The organism is Mesorhizobium sp. M2D.F.Ca.ET.226.01.1.1 (assembly GCF_004022705.2).
In the GTDB taxonomy this organism is placed as follows: Bacteria; Pseudomonadota; Alphaproteobacteria; order Rhizobiales; family Rhizobiaceae; genus Mesorhizobium.
The window spans coordinates 131769-148215 of the sequence record NZ_RZOY02000008.1; the positions used below are offsets into that span (position 1 = coordinate 131769).

The following is a 16447-nucleotide window of genomic DNA, read 5'->3' on the forward strand; positions in this document are numbered from 1 at the left end:
GCCACAATTCCACCCGGCCGCCATGTTGACTAATGTAATAACATCACATATCGACGACGCATTCGATTTCGCGGACTCCGTCTGATGACCAATGCTTGCCTGACCTTTCGCGACCTGACGCTCGGCTATGGCAGCCATCCGGCGATCCATCATCTCAACGGCATTGTGCGCAAGGGCTCGCTGACGGCCGTCGTGGGCGCCAATGGCTCGGGCAAATCGACGCTGATGAAGGGCATCGTGGGCGTGCTGAAGCCGATGGAAGGCGCGGTGCTTCGGATGCCCGGCGTGCGAACCGCCTATCTGCCGCAGCAGTCGGAGCTCGACCGCTCCTTTCCGGCGCGCGTCGTCGACCTGGTATCGCTCGGGCTGTGGCCGAAGCGAGGCATGCTCGGCCGCTATACCAAGGAGGACCGCGAATCCGTCAGCAAGGCGCTGCTGGCGGTCGGGCTCGGCGGCTTCGAGAAGCGGCCGATCGATACGCTGTCCGGCGGCCAGTTGCAGCGCACGCTGTTTGCCCGCGTGCTGCTGCAGGACGCCGACCTGATCCTGCTCGACGAGCCGTTCAACGCGGTCGACGCCAAGACGGTCGGCGACCTGATTGCGCTGATAAAGCGCTGGCACGGCGAGGAGCGCACGATCATGGTCGTGGTGCACGACCTTGATCTCGTGCGGCAGAATTTTCCGGAAACGCTGCTGCTAGCCCGCCAGCCCGTCGCCTGGGGCGACACAAAGGAGACGCTGCGGCCGGAAAACCTGCTCAAGGCAAGGCGTTTCCATGAGGCATGGGAAGAAAACGCGCCGTGGTGCGAGCCAGATGCCCACGACCACGATCACGCGCACGACCACCACGGCCATGCGCACGATCACCACCACGACCATCAGCACGGCTCGGGACCGAGGGCGGCGTGATGGAATTCATCTACAGCCTGCTCATCGCGCCCTTTGCCGAATTCGCCTTCATGCAGCGGGCTTTGTTCGGCTCGCTGATGCTGTCGCTCGGCGCCTGCCCGGTCGGCGTGTTCCTGATGCTGCGCCGCATGAGCCTGTCGGGCGACGCCATGGCACATGCCATCCTGCCGGGTGCTGCCGCCGGCTTCCTCCTCTATGGGCTCGAGATCCTGCCGATGACGGTCGGCGGGCTGATCGCCGGCATCATCGTCGCGCTTGGCGCGGGTGCCGTCTCGCGCTTCACTATCCAGCGCGAGGACGCCTCGATGGCGGCCTTCTATCTCATCTCGCTTGCCGTCGGCGTGCTGATGGTGTCGATCCGCGGCTCCAGCGTCGACCTCATGCATGTGCTCTTCGGTACCGTGCTGGCGCTCAACAATGAGGCGCTGATCCTGATCGGCGGCATCGTGGCGGTGACGCTTGCCTGCCTCGCCATTTTCTGGCGCGCGCTGGTCGCCGAATGCCTCGATCCGCTGTTCCTGCGCTCGGTGAGCCGCATGGGCAGCCCGGTGCATTTCATCTTCTTAGGCCTAGTCGTGCTCAACCTCGTCGGCGGCTTCCAGGCCCTGGGCACGCTGCTCTCGGTCGGGCTGATGATGCTGCCGGCAGCAGCCGCCCGCTTCTGGACGGTGCGGGTGGAACCGATGTGCGTGCTGGCGGTGCTGATCGGCTTTGCCTCCTGCATCGCCGGACTGCTCTTGTCATACCACGCCTCGCTGCCCTCTGGCCCGGCGATCATCCTTTCGGCCGGCGTCGTCTATTTCTGCTCGATCCTGTTCGGCACGCGCGGCGTGCTGCGCGCCCGCATCGTGCATCACCGCCACCGCACCGCCTGACCCATCCCCAAGCAAGGAGCCTCCAATGCTGAAATCCTTCCGTGCCGCCCTGGCGTTGAGCGTTATAACGTTAAGCGCCTTCGCAACCTCATCGGCCTTTGCAGCGCCGCTGAAAGTGGTGGCGAGTTTCACGGTCATTGCCGACTTCGCGAAAAATGTCGGCGGCGACCGGGTGAACATGACAACCATCGTCGGGCCGGACGGCGACGCGCATGTTTATGAGCCGAGCCCGGCCGACGCGGTGGCGATGGCCAAAGCCGATGTCGTGCTGGTCAACGGCCTGCATTTCGAAGGCTTTCTCCAGCGCCTGGTCGATGCCAGCGCCACCAAGGCTTCGATCGTGACGCTGACCAAGGGGGTGACGCCGATCGACTTCAAGCCGGAATTCGCCGATGCCGACGCCGCCGAAGGCGCGGATACAACCGGCGGCAAGACCGTCACCGATCCGCATGCCTTCCAGTCGATCGCCAACGCCAAGATCTATGTGAAGAACATCGCCGAGGCGTTCTGCGCGTCCGACAGCGAAGGCTGCGACAGCTACAAGGCCAATGCCGCCGCCTACACCACCAAGCTCGAAGCGCTGGAAGGCGAAGTGAAGGCGGCGATTCAGTCGATCCCCGAGGCCAAGCGCGTCGTCATCACCTCACATGACGCCTTCGGCTATTTCGAGCATGAATACGGCCTGACCTTCCTCGCCCCGCAAGGCATCTCGACCGATTCCGAGCCGTCCGCGGCCGACGTTGCCAAGCTGGTCGAGCAGGTCAAGCAGGACAAGGCGGCGGCGATCTTCGTGGAAAACATCACCAATCCGCGGCTGATCGAGCAGATCGCCGGCGAGACCGGCATCAAGGTCGGCGGCACGCTCTATTCCGACGCGCTGTCGGGGTCGGACGGCCCGGCCTCGACCTATATCGACATGATGCACAACAACATCACCCAGATCAAAGGCGCGATCCTGGGAAGCTGAGCGGCCCAGCAAAAGCATCCGACGCCGGAGCTGCCCCTCATCCGCCCTTCGGGCACCTTCTCCCCGTGAACGGGGAGAAGGGAGAGCGACGGTTGGAATTTCCTGCGCGCGATGTCTATTTGGCAGAGAATTCCTTCGATGCGGATTGCCGCCCCTCTCCCGGAGTGGCAAGACTGCCGCCAAAGAGATCGCGAGGACGACACCATGGAATACCGCCAGATCAGCGACGACTATTCGGTCTCCGGCCAGATCCAGCCCGAGGATATCGCCGCCATCAAGGATGCCGGCTTCAGAAGCGTGATCTGCAATCGGCCGGACAATGAGCAGCCGGGCCAGCCTTCGGCCGAGAGCGTCCAGGCAGCAGCCGAAGCCGCCGGGCTCGCCTTCCGCTACATCCCGGTCATCAGCGGCCAGATCACGATGGACAATGTCGAGGATCAGGCCGCCGCGCTCGACGAGCTTGAGGGGCCGGTATTCGCTTACTGCCGCTCCGGCGCGCGCTGCACCAACCTTTATGGGCTGATCCAGCAGCAGCGCGGGTGAAGATTTGCCGCGAAAGTGGCTTAAATCGGCAGCGCGCCGGTTTCCTTGAGCGTCTCCAGCACGATTGCCGTCTTCACATGCTGAACGGATTCGTGTGGCAGCAGCACGCCGTTGACGAACTCCGACAGTGACTTGAGGTCCGGCGTCACCACCTTCAGGATATAGTCCATCTCGCCGGTCAGCGCGTGCGCCTCCTGCACCTCGGGGAGGCGGGCGACCAGTTCGCCGAAGCGGCGGGCATTGTCGCGATTGTGGGTCGCCAAGGTCACCGAGATCACGTTGACGAGCGAAAAGCCGAGACGATCGCGGTCGAGCACGGCGCGGTAACCCTTGATATAGCCGTCCTCTTCCAGGCGCAGGCGCCGGCGCGAGCATTGCGAGGCCGACAGGTTCACGCGTTCCGCAAGATCGTTGTTGGTGTAGCGCGCATCGTCCTGCAAAAGCGCCATTATCTTGCGGTCAAATTGATCAATGCGCGCATCTTCCATGGATTTTCCTCCTGTGATGCACAATTTGCGCACATGATGCGCATTTCAGGTAGCCGAATGCAAGCACCGTGCGGCGGCTCCGCGCTATCATGATGAAGATGGCCAAGCCCGGCCAAAACAGCTTCCGGAGGACTGCCATGGGCCCCTTCCCGCACGACGCGCCACCCGCGAAAATCAGCAAGCAAAACCCGGCCGGCACCGACGGTTTCGAATTCGTCGAATTCGCGCATCCGGAGCCCGCCAAGCTCGCCGAGCTGTTCACCCGCATGGGCTATACCGCGGTGGCCAAGCACCGGACCAAGGACATCACCGTCTGGCGGCAGGGGGACATCATCTATGTCGTCAATGCCGAGCCCGGTTCGCATGCGATGAAGTTCGTCGACAAGCACGGCCCCTGCGCCGCCTCGATGGCCTGGCGCGTGGTCGATGCCAAGCATGCTTTCCACCATGCCGTGTCGAATGGCGCCACGCCCTATGAAGGCGCCGACAAGGCGCTCGACGTGCCGGCCATCGTCGGCATCGGCGGCTCGCTGCTTTATTTCATCGAGGCCTACGGCGAGAAAGGCTCGGCCTATGACGCCGAGTTCGAGTGGCTGGGCGAGCGCGACCCCAAGCCCGAAGGCGTCGGCTTCTACTATCTCGACCACCTCACCCACAATGTCTATCGCGGCAACATGGACAAATGGTGGGATTTCTATCGCGACCTGTTCGGCTTCAAGCAGATCCATTTCTTCGACATCGACGGCAAGATCACCGGCCTTGTCAGCCGCGCCATCACCTCGCCCTGCGGCAAGATCCGCATTCCGCTGAACGAGTCCAAGGATGAGACCAGCCAGATCGCCGAGTATTTGAAGAAGTACAATGGCGAGGGCATCCAGCACATCGCCGTCGGCACGGACGCCATCTACGAGGCCACCGACAAGCTTGCCGCCAACGGGCTGAAGTTCATGCCTGGCCCGCCCGACACCTATTACGAGATGTCGCACGAGCGCGTGCACGGCCATGACGAGCCGATCGAGCGCATGAAGAAGCACGGTATCCTGATCGACGGAGAAGGCGTGGTCGATGGCGGCATGACCAAGATCCTGCTGCAGATTTTTTCGAAAACCGTCATTGGGCCGATCTTCTTCGAGTTCATCCAGCGCAAGGGCGACGAAGGCTTTGGCGAAGGCAATTTCCGCGCGCTGTTCGAGTCGATCGAGCAGGACCAGATCAAGCGCGGCGTGATCAAGCTGGACGGCAAGGCGGCGTAGAGCGGAAGGCTCGTTTGCGGCTCGAACGGCATTGATCTAAGCTCCGGTCCTACGGGTCGAGCCGTGAACGTCTCTATAACCGAAGCCAGGGCCAAACTGTCGGAGCTCGTCAGGCGCGCCAACGCCGGCGAGGAGATTGTGATCACCCGGCGCGGGAGGCTGTAGCGCGTCTTTTACCTCCTCCGGCGAAGAAGACCTGTCGCCACGCGACGGTGCGGTCTCAACCTAGCTGGATGGGTCGAGTGCTCGCGGCTGGAGTCCAAGCCGCTCGACCTCGTCCTTTCTCAGCTTGATGTCGTAGTCGAGCAGAAACTCATCCAATTGCGGCGGCGCGACAGAGGTGCCGGAGAGCATCGCATGCACCTGGCCGCGATGGTGGATGTCGTGCAGGAAGACGTGGGCGAGGATGTCGCCGATGCGTTCGGGGATCATGCCGTCCTGGCGTCGGTCGGTGATGACGCGGCGGTCGAGATCGGCTTCCGACAGGCCGTCGCAGAAGGCGACCAGCTTGCGGTCGAAATCGGCCTGTGCCGCTGCCAGGCTTGCCGCGCCGTCGAACGGTATGAAGTCGTCATAGGCCGAAGCGCCGAGGCCGCCGTCGGTCAGGAAATCGAGATAGAGAAGGTCGACCGCGAGGATGTGGTTGAGCGTCTCCCTGATCGACGGAAAGAAGCTGACACGCCCGGCCTCGAACTCGCCCGGCTTCAGCGCGAGCACAGCGCGGTAAAGCCGGTCGTTTGACCATAAATTGTTGCGGGCCATGCGGCGTAGATGTTCCAGCAGGGTCACCGGGCCTGAACTCCCTTTTCCGTCACCCCTCGTATCTCTCGACCTTCTGCTCGATGGCGCCGAAGATCGAATGGCCCGCCTTGTCCTTCATCTCGATGCGCACCGTGTCGCCGAAGCGCAGGAAGGGCGTCTTCGGCTCGCCGCTCTCGATGGTCTCGATCATGCGCAGCTCGGCGATGCAGGAATAGCCGGCGCCGCCGGCCGAGACCGGCTTGCCCGGCCCGCCATTCAGCTTGTTGGAGACGGTGCCGGAGCCGATGATGGTGCCGGCGGCAAGCGGCCGGGTTTTTGCGGCATGCACGATCAGCGCCGGGAAATCGAAGGTCATGTCGATGCCGGCATTGGCGCGGCCGAAGGGCTTGCCGTTGAGATCGGCGAGCAGCGCGAGGTTTACCTTGCCGCCGTCCCACGCGTCGCCCAATTCGTCGGGCGTGACCGCGACCGGCGAGAAAGCCGAAGACGGTTTCGACTGGAAGAAGCCGAAGCCTTTGGCCAGTTCCGGCCCGGTTATGGCGCGCAGCGTCACGTCGTTGACCAGCATGACGAGACGGATCGCGCCCCTTGCTTCTTCCAGGCTGGCGCCCATCGTCACGTCGTCGACGATGACCGCTACTTCAGCCTCCATGTCGATGCCGAAGGCTTCGTCGGCCATGCGGATCGGATCGCGCGGCGCAATGAAGGAGTCCGAGCCGCCCTGGTAGATCAGTGGATCGGTCCAGAAGCTTGCCGGCATCTCGACGCCGCGCGCCTTCCGCACCAGCTCGACATGATTCACATAGGCCGAGCCGTCCGCCCATTGATAGGCGCGCGGCAGCGGCGAATGCGCGTCATGTTCGTGGAAACGCGCCGAGGGCACGGCGTTCGTCTCGAGCGACTCTGCCATGGCCGCGAGATGCGGCGCGATCCTGCGCCAGTCGTCGAGCGCGGCCTGCAATGTCGGCACCAGGAAGGAAGCGTCGGTGAACCGCGTCAGATCGCGCGAGACCACGACCAGCTTCCCGTCGCGCGTCCCGTTCTTCAGTGTGGCAAGCTTCATGCGGTTTCCTCTCCTCCAGCAGCCTTTTTACTGCTTAGCCCAACAACAAGGCCGTCGCGGGCAATCGTCAAGTCACCGGCCCACGATTTCCTGACAGCGGCGACCCAGTCGCCCTCGTCGATATCGGGATCGTCGGCGGGAATGAGGTGGTTGAGCACCAATCTCCTCACCCCGGCGTCGCTGGCGATGCGGCCTGCCTCCTCGGCAAAGCTGTGGCTGGCAAGCAGATGCTCTTTCAGCCGCGCGCCGTTGCCGGTCCTGGCGACCAGCCTCTCCACACCCTCTTCCAGCATCGCTTCATGGACAAGGATGTCGGCGCCACTGGCGAAGCCGGCCAGCGGCGGAAAGAACGCCGTGTCGGCGGAGAACACGACGCTTCTGCCGCCATGCTCGAATCGCAGCGCGAAACAGTCGGTCACCGGCGGATGGTCGACGCGCAGCGCCGTTACCACCAGGCCGTGCTCCTCCAGAACCGATCCTTCGCCGAATTCCTCGACCAAGACTAGGGCTCGGATATCCGGCCGGCCCTCGTCGGCGATTCGAATCTCGATGTCGAAATCCATCGCCTGGCAGAAGCGCTGCCAATAGTGGCTGGTGCCAGGGGGACCGAAGACGGTCACCGGTGTGGCCAGGCCCGCGGTCCAGGCGGTGTGGATCAGCGGTCCGAGTTCCAGGACGTGGTCCGAATGAAGATGCGTGATGAAGATCAGGTCGAGCGCCTTGAGGCTGATGCCGGCATCGACCAGGCCGCGGGTGGCGCCCAGCCCACAATCGACGACGATGGTTCGTCCGCCGAGTTCCAGGAACGACGAACTCGGCCATGGACCGCCCGGGCGCAACGCCGGACCGCCCTTGGAGCCAAGCAGGACCAGTCGGTCCGCTACTTCGGTGCTCAAGACCAGTCGCCTTCCGGCGTGCCGTTAAAACGCTTCTTCAGGTCGGCCCAGCAATCGATGTAGTTCTCTTGCAAGGTGCCGAGCTCGGCGGCGTAGCGTGTCAGCATCTGCGGGAAGCGCGTCTCGAACATGAAGGCCATGGTGTTGTCGAGCTTGACCGCCTTCAGCTCGGCCCGTGTCGCCTTCTCGAATCCGGAAGCGTCCGGTCCATGCGCCAGCATCTGGTTGTGCAGGCTGATGCCGCCGGGAACAAAGCCTTCTTCCTTGGCGTCGTACTGGCCGTGGATCAGGCCCATGAACTCGCTCATGATGTTGCGATGGTACCAGGGCGGCCGGAACGTGTTTTCCGCCACCAGCCAGCGCGGCGGGAAGATGACGAAGTCGACATTGGCCGTGCCCTCCTCGCCGCTCGGCGCCGTCAGCACCGTGAAGATCGACGGATCGGGGTGGTCGAACAGGATGGCGCCGACCGGCGAAAACGTTGCCAGATCATATTTATAGGGTGCGTAGTTGCCGTGCCAGGCGACGACGTCGAGCGGCGAATGGCCAAGCTCGGTGACGTGGAAGGAGCCGCACCATTTGACGATCAACCGGCAGGGCGTCTCCTTCTCCTCGAACCAGGCGCAGGGCGTCTTGAAATCGCGCGGATTGGCCAGGCAATTGGCGCCGATCGGCCCGCGATCGGGCATGGTGAATTTGGCGCCGTAATTCTCACAGACATAGCCGCGCGCCTCCTTGTCGGCGAGCTCGACCTTGAAGACGAGGCCGCGCGGCAACACCGCGATCTCGCCGGGGCGAAGCTCGATGACGCCCATCTCGGTGACGAAGCGCAGCGCGCCGACCTGCGGCACGACCAGCAATTCGCCATCGGCGTTGAAGAAATGGTCGTCCACCATCGAGCGGTTGGCGACATAGACATGCGCGGCCATGCCGGATTGCCCGACAGCATCGCCGGCCGTGGTGAACGTGCGCATGCCGGCGATGAAGTCCGTCGGCTCGGAAGGCATGGGCGTCGGGTTCCAGCGGTATTGGCCGAGCGCCAGCTCATGATCGCCGATGTTGGGGCCCGTCTTCCACAGAGGATGGCTCGCGCCTTTGAAGCGGCCGGTGTGCTTTACGCTCGGGCGGATGCGGTAAAGCCAGGAACGCTCATTGGTGCCGCGCGGCGCGGTGAAGGGCGAGCCCGAAAGCTGCTCGGCATAGAGGCCGTAGGCCGGCCTCTGCGGCGAGTTGCGGCCCTGCGGCAGCGAACCGGGCAGCGTCTCGGTCTCAAAGTCGTTGCCGAAGCCCGGCATGTAGGAAAAGCCCATCCGATCCTCCCTGATCCCTGTTTGTCGGCCTTGCTAGGCGAGGCTTGCCGGCGATGTTGACCAAACTGGTTGCATTTGTAACCATCGAAAATGTAACTATCAACGGAAACCGCGCATCCCGGGAGCGCTCATGGAACCGGATATCCTCGAGCTGGAAAGCTTCCTGCCCTATCGGCTCTATCGATTGGCGGATACCGTCAGCCGCGAATTCTCAAAGATCTACAAGGAGCGCCACGGCCTGACGCGGCCGGAATGGCGCACGCTTTCCGGGCTTGGCGAGCGCGGCACGATGACGGCGACGGAACTCAGAGAGCAGTCAGCCATGCACAAGACCAAGGTGTCGCGGGCGGTGGCCGAACTGGAGCGGCGGCGCTGGCTGACGCGCACGCCGGACGAGAGTGATCGGCGGGTGGAGCACCTGGCGCTGACCAAGGCGGGACTGGCGGCTTATCGGGAAATGGTGCCGCTGGCGAAGGCGTTTGAAAGCGAGTTGCTGGCGAGGTTGAGTGCGGAAGAACGGGCGGCGATTGTGAGGGGTGTGGCGGCGCTGGAGGAGGCGTTGGGAGAAATGAGCTGACAGGCTGGCGCGAGGCCCCCCTCTCTGTCCGGCAGGACAGAGAGGGGGTCGAAGGAATTCGACGTTTCCTTAGAAGTCCCTCACCAATCCATCACGACCTTACCCGAACTGCCGCTCCGCATTGCATCGAACCCAATTTGGAAATCATCGATCCCGATGCGATGCGTGATCAGCCCCGAGACATCCAGTGGCCCCTGCACGAGGGCGATCATCTTGTACCAGGTCTCGAACATCTCGCGGCCGTAGATGCCCTTCAGATGCAGCATCTTGAAGATGACCTTGTTCCAGTCGATCTCGAAGCCTGTAGGCGCGATGCCGAGGATGGCGATCTTGCCGCCATTGTTCATGGTGTCGATCATGTCGCGGAAGGCGGGCGCTGCGCCCGACATTTCCAGGCCGACGTCGAAACCTTCGGTCATGCCGATCGAGGGCATCACGTCGCGCAACTTCTCCTTCGAGGCATCGACGACATGCTGCACGCCAAGCTTGCGCGCCAGGTCCAGCCGAACCGGATTGATGTCGGTGATGACGACTTTTCGCGCGCCGACGCATTGCGCGACCAGCGCGCCCATGATGCCGATCGGGCCTGCGCCGGTGACGAGCACATCCTCGCCGACCAGATCGAAGGACAGTGCCGTATGCACGGCATTGCCCAGCGGATCGAAGATGGCAGCGATCTCGTCCGGCACGTCGTCCGGGATCGGCACGACATTGTGCTGCGGGATGACCATGTATTCACCGAAGGCGCCGGGGCGGTTGACGCCGACGCCCAGTGTGTTGCGGCATAGATGCCCTCGCCCGGCGCGGCAGTTGCGGCAATGACCGCAGACGATGTGACCCTCGCCCGAGACGCGCTGGCCGACCTTGTATTCGGTGACCGCGGCGCCGAAATCGGCGACCGTGCCGACGAATTCATGGCCCGTCACCATCGGCACCGGCACGGTCTTCTGCGCCCACTGGTCCCAATTGTAGATGTGGACGTCGGTGCCGCAGATCGCGGTCTTCCTGACCTTGATCAGCACGTCGTTGGGGCCGATCTCCGGCACCGGCACCTTTTCCATCCAGATGCCCGGCTCGGCCTTGGCCTTCACCAGCGCCTTCATCATGTTGGACATCGAGAATCCTCAATTCAGCTAAATTAAAACAAACGTCGCGATCAGTTCGGAGCGGTAAACACATCCAACTGAAACTTCATGCCTTTTCCCTGCAGCCTCTCAACAGCGCAAATTGAATGCAGGTAGAGATACTGCATGGGAGCATCGTCCTCATCGGACCAAAGGTTGCGGACCGAAATCTCGACAGCCTGTCGATCACTTGTCTCGATGCGTTCATCGCAGAACCAACACGATATGCCGGGCTTGTCGGTCATTTCACCACGCCCAGTTCCTTGCCAACCTCTCCGAACGCCTCGACGGCGCGATCGATGTCGGCATCGGAATGAGCGGCAGACATCTGCGTGCGGATGCGCGCCTGGCCCTTCGGCACCACCGGGAAGGAGAAGCCGATGACATAGATGCCGCGCTTCAGCATGCGCGCCGCCATCTCCTGCGCCAACGCGGCGTCGCCCAGCATCACCGGAATGATGGGATGATCGGCGCCGGCAAGCGTAAAGCCGAGCTTACCCATCCTGGACCTGAACCGGTCCGCATTGGCATATAGGCGCTGGCGCAGAGCGTCGCCATTGCGGATCAGGTCGAACACCTTGATCGAGGCGCCGGCGATGGCCGGCATCAGCGTGTTGGAGAAGAGATAGGGGCGCGAGCGCTGGCGCAACCAGTCGACGACCTCTCTCTTGCCCGACGTGTAGCCGCCGGAGGCCCCGCCCAGCGCCTTGCCGAGCGTGCCGGTGATGATGTCCACCCTGCCCTCGACACCGCAATGCTCGGCCGAACCGCGACCATGCTTACCGACGAAACCGACGGCGTGGCTGTCGTCGACCATGACCATGGCGTCATATCTCTCGGCGAGATCGCAGACGCCCTTGAGGTTGGCGATGATGCCATCCATCGAGAACACGCCGTCGGTGGCGATCAGCCGGAAGCGGCAGTCCTTCGCCTCCTTGAGCCGTGCTTCGAGATCGGCCATGTCGTTGTTGGCGTAGCGGAAACGCTTCGCCTTGGAGAGCCGCACCCCGTCGATGATCGAGGCGTGGTTCAAGGCGTCGGAGATGATGGCGTCCTCCTCGCCGAGCAGCGTCTCGAACAGGCCGCCATTGGCGTCGAAGCAGGACGAGTAGAGGATCGTGTCATCCATGCCAAGGAAGGACGAGATCGTCGCCTCCAGCTCCTTGTGCTCTTCCTGCGTGCCGCAAATGAAGCGCACCGAGGCCATGCCATAGCCGTAGCGGTCAAGCGCGTGCTTTGCCGCGTCGCGCAGATCCGGACTGTCGGCGAGGCCGAGATAGTTGTTGGCGCAGAAATTCAGCACCTTTTCACCGCCCACCTCGATCTCGGCGGACTGCATCGAGGAAATGACCCGCTCGGATTTATAGAGGCCGGCCGATTTCAGGCCCTGCAGCTCGTTGTCGATATGGGAAAGGAATGCTTTGCTCATGGTCCGGCCCTGTTCGGTTCGAGGCCGGACTGTCGCGCTATGGCTCCAAAAAATCCATCGCAAAAGCGACCGCTTCGGTGGCGTCGCGAAAGCCGGGCCGCGATGCTTTGCGACGGCGCGGCGGCGATCGGCGCAAAATAAGGGTCCGCGGGAAAGGACGTGATAACCATCTTGCGAGCTTTGTCGCGTCGCCAGGGGCGCCGCCGGCCGCCCTTGCCGACCTGTTAACCCTTTCAAGGCAAGCGTTTTCCCGCCACGAAGCTTGGCAGGATCGGTCGACCGGAGGGGTCACTCAAGTTATGTCGCAGCAGCCAGTGCATAGCGTATCGCGCAAGCTGATCCTGCTTATCAAGACCGGCTACTGGCTGGCGCTCGCGATCATTGCCGCCATGGTGGTGGCGTCGTTCGTGCTTCTGCAGCAGTTGATGGCGCAGCAGCAGCACAACGATACGCTGCTCGACATCGTCTCGACACAGAAGGCGCTGTCGCAGCGCATCGTCTTCCTGGCGAGCGCCACCAGCGCTGCCTCGCGCGACAAACAGCCGGCGCTGGTGACAGCGCTCAAGCAGGCGACGGGCGAGTTCGAGACCAGCTACGACCGGCTGCTCAAGGAGACCGGCGCCGATCCGCTGTCGCCCGCGCGCAACGATCCGAAGTCGATCGAATACGTGCTGTTCAGCAAGCCTTTCCACCTCGATTATTTCTCGGTCGGCCTGGTCGCCAACGGCGACAGGCTGGTATCGTCCTTCGAGTCGCAGCTCGGCATGCAGAGCGACGGCTACAAGGGCGGCGCTGAGCGCGTCGGCCTCGACGCCTCTGTCGCCAACGCGACCATGTCCGGCTATGCCGCACTCGCCCAGCGCATCAGCGCCTTCGCCGACCAAAAATCCAGAAGCATCCTCGACCTGCACCGCACGCTGTTCTTCGCCACCCTCGGTGTCATCGTGCTGGTGGCGCTGTTCATCTTCCGGCCGATGTCCAACGCCATTTTGCGCAAGACGCGCGAGCTGGTCGATGCGCGCAACTCGATGGCCTTCATCGCCGTGCATGACGGTCTGACGGGCCTGCACAACCGCACCTTCCTCACCGACCATTTCGACACGCTGATCAAGGGGGCGCACCGCCGCCGCGAGCGCCTGGCGGTGATCCAGTTCGATCTCGACCGCTTCAAGCAGATCAACGACACACTGGGCCATGCCGCCGGCGACTATGTGCTGGTGGTGACTGCGCAGCGCATGCGCGATTCCTGCCGGGCATCGGATCTCTGCGCGCGGCTTGGCGGCGACGAGTTCGTCATGATCCTCAACGGCGCCGGCACCACCGAGGACATCCACGCGCTGGCCGAGCGCATCCTTGGCGAGATCAACGAGCCGATCACGTTCCAGGGCACGACCATCATGCCCGGCGCCAGCGCCGGCATCGCGGTCTATCCGGTGGACGCCGACAACGCGCAGGACCTGCTCGTCCATGCCGACCTCGCGCTCTATTCCGCCAAGAAACTCGGCGGCGGCAACTTCTCCTTCTTCTCGGAGGAACTGCGCCGCGAACTCGACCATCGCAAGCAGCTCGAGCAGGACATCCGCACGGCGATCGCCAACAAGAGCTTCGAGGTCTATTTCCAGCCGCAGGTGTCGCTAACCAGCGGCACGATCAGCGGCATAGAGGCTCTGGTTCGCTGGAAGCACGAGACGCGCGGCATGATCTCGCCCGGCGAGTTCATTCCGGTCGCCGAGAAATGCGGCTTCATGCCGGATATCGGCCGCATCGTCATCACCAAGGCGATCGATGAGGCCGCCGAATGGGACCGCGCCGGCATCGATTTCGGGCGCATCGCCGTCAATGTCTCGGGCACCGAGCTGCGCGAGCCCGATTTCGACGCCTTCCTGTTCGGAACGCTCGAACGCGCCGGGCTGGCGCCGCAGAAGCTGTCGCTGGAAATCGTCGAATCCGTCATCCTCGACGACGAGAAGACCGGCATCGCCGCCAAGCTCCGCCACATCCGCGCCGCCGGCGTGCATCTCGAGCTTGACGATTTCGGCACCGGCTACGCTTCACTGAGCCACGTCAATCCCAACGAGATCGACCGGCTGAAGATCGACCGCCGCTTCGTCCAGAACATCAACGAGAACGGCGACAACACCAAGATCGTGCGCGCCATCACCGAGCTTGCCCGCGGGCTCGGCATCTCGATCGTCGCCGAGGGCGCCGAAACCGAGGCCGAGCTCGACTCGCTGATGGCGATCGGTTGCGACCAGGTGCAGGGCTATTCGATCGCCTTCCCGATGCCGCAGGACAAGGCGCGCGAATGGCTGACGTCGCGCAGCCCGAAGAAGGCGAAGCTCAAAGTGCTGCAGGGCAGCCTCGCTTGAGATGCGTCGACATTCAGGTGAGGCCGGTCTGCAAATAGCGGCTTCCTGCGCTTCCGGTGCTCACGTACTTTAAGGTGCTGCAGGGCAGCTTGGCCTAGCACAATCGTCGACAAGCTTGACACATCGGTATCGGCATGGCCGCCTGTTGATCGCAACCGGTTCTCGCGGATGCCGCTTCGTTTCGTCCTGTCGCTGCTGCTATTGATCGCATCGCCGGCTATGGCCGCCGACCGCACCATTTATCTCACCTTCGACGACGGTCCGCTGAACGGTACCAGCAACATTCTCGACGTGCTGCAGGCCGAGCAGGTGCCGGCGACGCTGTTCATGGTCGGCATGCATGCGGAGGCCAACGCCACCAACCGGGCGCTGTTGCAGCGGGCGAAATCGATACCGCTGGTGACGATCGGTAACCACAGCTACAGCCACGCCTATAACCACTACCGGCATTTTTACGGCGACACCGAAGGCGTGGTCGCCGATATGCTGAAAGCCAATGTGGTGCTCGGCCTCAAGCCGGCCGTGCATGCGCGGCTGCCGGGGCGCGACGTGTTCCGGCTGCCCAACTACTCGAAGGATGACAACTCGCTCGGACTGGCTGAGGCTGGGCGTGAGGATCCGGATTACGAATTTGTCGCGGCATCGGGCTTCTGGCTTTACGGCTGGGACCACGAATGGGTGCATGAGGACAGCGGCAAGCCGGTGCAGAGCGTCGACCATCTGGTCAGCGAGATCGACCATCTGTTCGGCTATGGCCATTTCGCCAGGCCGAACAAGCTGATCCTGCTCATGCATGACGAGATGTTCCAGGATGCTTTTGACGGCAAGGCGAATCTCACCGCTTTGATCGCTGCGCTCAGGCTGCGCCACTACTCCTTCGGCGCCATACCGGGTTACGACTGAAGCTGTTCGGCATTCCGTCTCAGCATCGCAAGCGTCTCGGCGAATTCGGCCAGCCTGTCATCGGGAATACCGGCGCGCAGCCGCTTGTCGAAGTCGACGGCAGCAAGGCGGAGCTTTTCGAACAGCGCTTCGCCGGCTTCGGTCAGCGCCACCTGATGGACCCTGCGGTTTTCCGGATCGCGGCGGCGCGTCAGCAACCCTTGCGCTTCCATGGCGTTGAGGTGATGCGTCAGCGTCGCGCCCTGGATCCCGATCATACCGGCAAGCTCGCGCTGGTTGGCAAGTTCCTTCGACTTGACCGACAACAGGGTCAGCCAGACCGGCAGCGTTCCGCCGGCCTCAACCAACGCGGCGTCGAAGGCCTGCGCCACCACTTTCGAGGTGCGGGCGAGGTTCATACCGACGGGCGGGCGGTCAAACGGTGTCATGACGTGACAGTAGAGCAAGCAATGGGAAGGTGAAACTCGGCTTCATGAATTGACATCTAATCGTTAGATATCTAACTTTGTCTTATTGATGACGTCGCACGGCAGCGACGCGCGGCGGGCGGCAGAGAGGAATGCGGTCATGCAATACGTCTATATCGTCGTCATCGGCCTGCACGTGATGGCCGGCGTCTTCTGGGCCGGCACGACCATTGCGGTCGCCCGGGATCCGGAGATCAAGGCGGAACGCTTCATCCGGCCACAACTTGGCGCCTCCGGCTTGGCGTTCCTGACCGGTTTGCTTCTCTGGTATTTCTTCCACGAGGGCGCGTTCGGCTCAATGGAGAAGGTGCTGGCGCTCGGCATTTTGACGGCGGTGATCGCCGCCGGGGTGCAGGGAGCCCTTGTGGCCTCGGCCAGCCGGCAGTTGGCCGGTGCGGATCAACCGACGCAGAGCCAGCTGAGGGCAAAAATGACCAGGGGCGAACGCATCGCCGGCGGGCTCTTGGTCATCACCGTGTTTTGCATGGCAACCGCCAAGATGTTTTAGGATC

The 16447-nt window shown here is 63.1% G+C and carries 19 protein-coding genes; 10 read left to right on the forward strand and 9 right to left on the reverse strand.

Annotated elements, in window-relative coordinates:
• The first annotated feature begins 84 nt into the window (after positions 1–84).
• From aztA to EN869_RS19595, 4 genes are all read left to right on the forward strand, one after another.
• A complete protein-coding gene (gene aztA / locus EN869_RS19580; protein ID WP_127227441.1) occupies positions 85–909 on the forward strand; it encodes a zinc ABC transporter ATP-binding protein AztA in 825 nt (274 codons plus the stop codon).
• Entirely contained in the window at positions 909–1784 is an 876-nt protein-coding gene (gene aztB / locus EN869_RS19585) for a zinc ABC transporter permease AztB (RefSeq protein WP_127227557.1), read from the forward strand. The genes aztA and aztB overlap by 1 nt, the downstream gene beginning before the upstream one ends.
• A gap of 25 nt (positions 1785–1809) precedes the next feature.
• Entirely contained in the window at positions 1810–2751 is a 942-nt protein-coding gene (gene aztC / locus EN869_RS19590) for a zinc ABC transporter substrate-binding protein AztC (RefSeq protein ID WP_127227440.1), read from the forward strand.
• A 204-nt stretch (positions 2752–2955) separates the two neighbouring features.
• The gene (locus EN869_RS19595) at positions 2956–3294 is read left to right on the forward strand and encodes a TIGR01244 family sulfur transferase (protein ID WP_127227439.1); all 339 of its coding nucleotides are present in this window, start codon (positions 2956–2958) and stop codon (positions 3292–3294) included.
• A 20-nt stretch (positions 3295–3314) separates the two neighbouring features.
• On the opposite strand, the gene EN869_RS19600 is transcribed toward EN869_RS19595, so the two are convergent.
• Positions 3315–3782 carry an Lrp/AsnC family transcriptional regulator gene (locus tag EN869_RS19600; RefSeq protein WP_127227438.1) on the reverse strand — a complete coding sequence of 156 codons (468 nt, stop codon included), beginning with the start codon at positions 3780–3782 and terminating at the stop codon, positions 3315–3317.
• 137 nt (positions 3783–3919) lie between these two features.
• Between EN869_RS19600 and hppD the strand changes: the two genes are divergently transcribed.
• Both hppD and EN869_RS19610 read left to right on the forward strand, forming a co-directional pair.
• Positions 3920–5035 (forward strand): 4-hydroxyphenylpyruvate dioxygenase, encoded by a 1116-nt coding sequence (gene hppD, locus EN869_RS19605; protein ID WP_127227437.1) that lies wholly within the window; start codon positions 3920–3922, stop codon positions 5033–5035.
• Positions 5036–5098: 63 nt separating this feature from the next.
• Positions 5099–5200 (forward strand): type II toxin-antitoxin system prevent-host-death family antitoxin, encoded by a 102-nt coding sequence (locus tag EN869_RS19610; protein ID WP_127227436.1) that lies wholly within the window; start codon positions 5099–5101, stop codon positions 5198–5200.
• A 60-nt stretch (positions 5201–5260) separates the two neighbouring features.
• Here the strand turns inward: EN869_RS19610 and EN869_RS19615 are convergent, their stop codons facing one another.
• Genes EN869_RS19615 through hmgA form a run of 4 tightly spaced genes read right to left on the reverse strand, consistent with a single transcriptional unit; the run spans position 5261 to position 9066 of the window.
• Positions 5261–5824: a DinB family protein gene (locus EN869_RS19615; RefSeq protein ID WP_127227435.1), complete on the reverse strand. Its 564-nt coding sequence runs from the start codon at positions 5822–5824 to the stop codon at positions 5261–5263.
• Between the two features lie 22 nt (positions 5825–5846).
• Positions 5847–6860: a fumarylacetoacetate hydrolase family protein gene (locus tag EN869_RS19620; RefSeq protein ID WP_127227434.1), complete on the reverse strand. Its 1014-nt coding sequence runs from the start codon at positions 6858–6860 to the stop codon at positions 5847–5849.
• Entirely contained in the window at positions 6857–7756 is a 900-nt protein-coding gene (locus tag EN869_RS19625; RefSeq protein ID WP_127227433.1) for an MBL fold metallo-hydrolase, read from the reverse strand. The genes EN869_RS19620 and EN869_RS19625 overlap by 4 nt, the downstream gene beginning before the upstream one ends.
• On the reverse strand, positions 7753–9066 hold the full coding sequence (gene hmgA, locus EN869_RS19630) for a homogentisate 1,2-dioxygenase (protein ID WP_127227432.1): 1314 nt from the start codon (positions 9064–9066) through the stop codon (positions 7753–7755). The genes EN869_RS19625 and hmgA overlap by 4 nt, the downstream gene beginning before the upstream one ends.
• Positions 9067–9196: 130 nt before the next feature.
• Here hmgA and EN869_RS19635 point away from each other — a divergent pair, with 130 nt between their 5' ends.
• Positions 9197–9643: a MarR family transcriptional regulator gene (locus EN869_RS19635; protein WP_127227431.1), complete on the forward strand. Its 447-nt coding sequence runs from the start codon at positions 9197–9199 to the stop codon at positions 9641–9643.
• 80 nt (positions 9644–9723) lie between these two features.
• On the opposite strand, the gene tdh is transcribed toward EN869_RS19635, so the two are convergent.
• From tdh to EN869_RS19650, 3 genes are read right to left on the reverse strand one after another with little or no spacing between them, the layout of a single operon-like run.
• A complete protein-coding gene (gene tdh / locus EN869_RS19640) occupies positions 9724–10758 on the reverse strand; it encodes an L-threonine 3-dehydrogenase (RefSeq protein WP_127227430.1) in 1035 nt (344 codons plus the stop codon).
• Positions 10759–10799: 41 nt separating this feature from the next.
• Positions 10800–11012, reverse strand: coding sequence for a hypothetical protein (locus EN869_RS19645; protein ID WP_127227429.1), 213 nt, complete (start codon positions 11010–11012; stop codon positions 10800–10802).
• Positions 11009–12196, reverse strand: a complete 1188-nt coding sequence (locus tag EN869_RS19650) for a glycine C-acetyltransferase (RefSeq protein ID WP_127227428.1) — start codon at positions 12194–12196, stop codon at positions 11009–11011. The genes EN869_RS19645 and EN869_RS19650 overlap by 4 nt, the downstream gene beginning before the upstream one ends.
• A gap of 299 nt (positions 12197–12495) precedes the next feature.
• On the opposite strand from EN869_RS19650, the gene EN869_RS19655 reads away from it, so the two are divergent.
• Together EN869_RS19655 and EN869_RS19660 are read left to right on the forward strand one after the other, a co-directional pair.
• Positions 12496–14565 (forward strand): EAL domain-containing protein, encoded by a 2070-nt coding sequence (locus EN869_RS19655; protein ID WP_127227427.1) that lies wholly within the window; start codon positions 12496–12498, stop codon positions 14563–14565.
• Between the two features lie 168 nt (positions 14566–14733).
• Complete coding sequence (locus EN869_RS19660) at positions 14734–15468, forward strand: polysaccharide deacetylase family protein (RefSeq protein WP_127227426.1); 735 nt, start codon at positions 14734–14736, stop codon at positions 15466–15468.
• On the opposite strand, the gene EN869_RS19665 is transcribed toward EN869_RS19660, so the two are convergent.
• Positions 15459–15896 (reverse strand): MarR family winged helix-turn-helix transcriptional regulator, encoded by a 438-nt coding sequence (locus tag EN869_RS19665; protein ID WP_127227425.1) that lies wholly within the window; start codon positions 15894–15896, stop codon positions 15459–15461. The genes EN869_RS19660 and EN869_RS19665 overlap by 10 nt on opposite strands.
• A 139-nt stretch (positions 15897–16035) precedes the next feature.
• On the opposite strand from EN869_RS19665, the gene EN869_RS19670 reads away from it, so the two are divergent.
• The gene (locus EN869_RS19670; RefSeq protein ID WP_127227424.1) at positions 16036–16443 is read left to right on the forward strand and encodes a hypothetical protein; all 408 of its coding nucleotides are present in this window, start codon (positions 16036–16038) and stop codon (positions 16441–16443) included.
• Positions 16444–16447 lie beyond the last annotated feature (4 nt).

Coding starts and splice junctions, on each gene's coding strand:
- aztA (WP_127227441.1), top strand. CDS start 85: ATGACCAATGCTTGCCTGACCTTTCGCGACCTGACGCTCGGCTATGGC.
- aztB (WP_127227557.1), top strand. CDS start 909: ATGGAATTCATCTACAGCCTGCTCATCGCGCCCTTTGCCGAATTCGCC.
- aztC (WP_127227440.1), top strand. CDS start 1,810: ATGCTGAAATCCTTCCGTGCCGCCCTGGCGTTGAGCGTTATAACGTTA.
- EN869_RS19595 (WP_127227439.1), top strand. CDS start 2,956: ATGGAATACCGCCAGATCAGCGACGACTATTCGGTCTCCGGCCAGATC.
- EN869_RS19600 (WP_127227438.1), bottom strand. CDS start 3,782: ATGGAAGATGCGCGCATTGATCAATTTGACCGCAAGATAATGGCGCTT.
- hppD (WP_127227437.1), top strand. CDS start 3,920: ATGGGCCCCTTCCCGCACGACGCGCCACCCGCGAAAATCAGCAAGCAA.
- EN869_RS19620 (WP_127227434.1), bottom strand. CDS start 6,860: ATGAAGCTTGCCACACTGAAGAACGGGACGCGCGACGGGAAGCTGGTC.
- hmgA (WP_127227432.1), bottom strand. CDS start 9,066: ATGGGCTTTTCCTACATGCCGGGCTTCGGCAACGACTTTGAGACCGAG.
- EN869_RS19635 (WP_127227431.1), top strand. CDS start 9,197: ATGGAACCGGATATCCTCGAGCTGGAAAGCTTCCTGCCCTATCGGCTC.
- tdh (WP_127227430.1), bottom strand. CDS start 10,758: ATGTCCAACATGATGAAGGCGCTGGTGAAGGCCAAGGCCGAGCCGGGC.
- EN869_RS19645 (WP_127227429.1), bottom strand. CDS start 11,012: ATGACCGACAAGCCCGGCATATCGTGTTGGTTCTGCGATGAACGCATC.
- EN869_RS19650 (WP_127227428.1), bottom strand. CDS start 12,196: ATGAGCAAAGCATTCCTTTCCCATATCGACAACGAGCTGCAGGGCCTG.
- EN869_RS19655 (WP_127227427.1), top strand. CDS start 12,496: ATGTCGCAGCAGCCAGTGCATAGCGTATCGCGCAAGCTGATCCTGCTT.
- EN869_RS19660 (WP_127227426.1), top strand. CDS start 14,734: ATGCCGCTTCGTTTCGTCCTGTCGCTGCTGCTATTGATCGCATCGCCG.
- EN869_RS19665 (WP_127227425.1), bottom strand. CDS start 15,896: ATGACACCGTTTGACCGCCCGCCCGTCGGTATGAACCTCGCCCGCACC.
- EN869_RS19670 (WP_127227424.1), top strand. CDS start 16,036: ATGCAATACGTCTATATCGTCGTCATCGGCCTGCACGTGATGGCCGGC.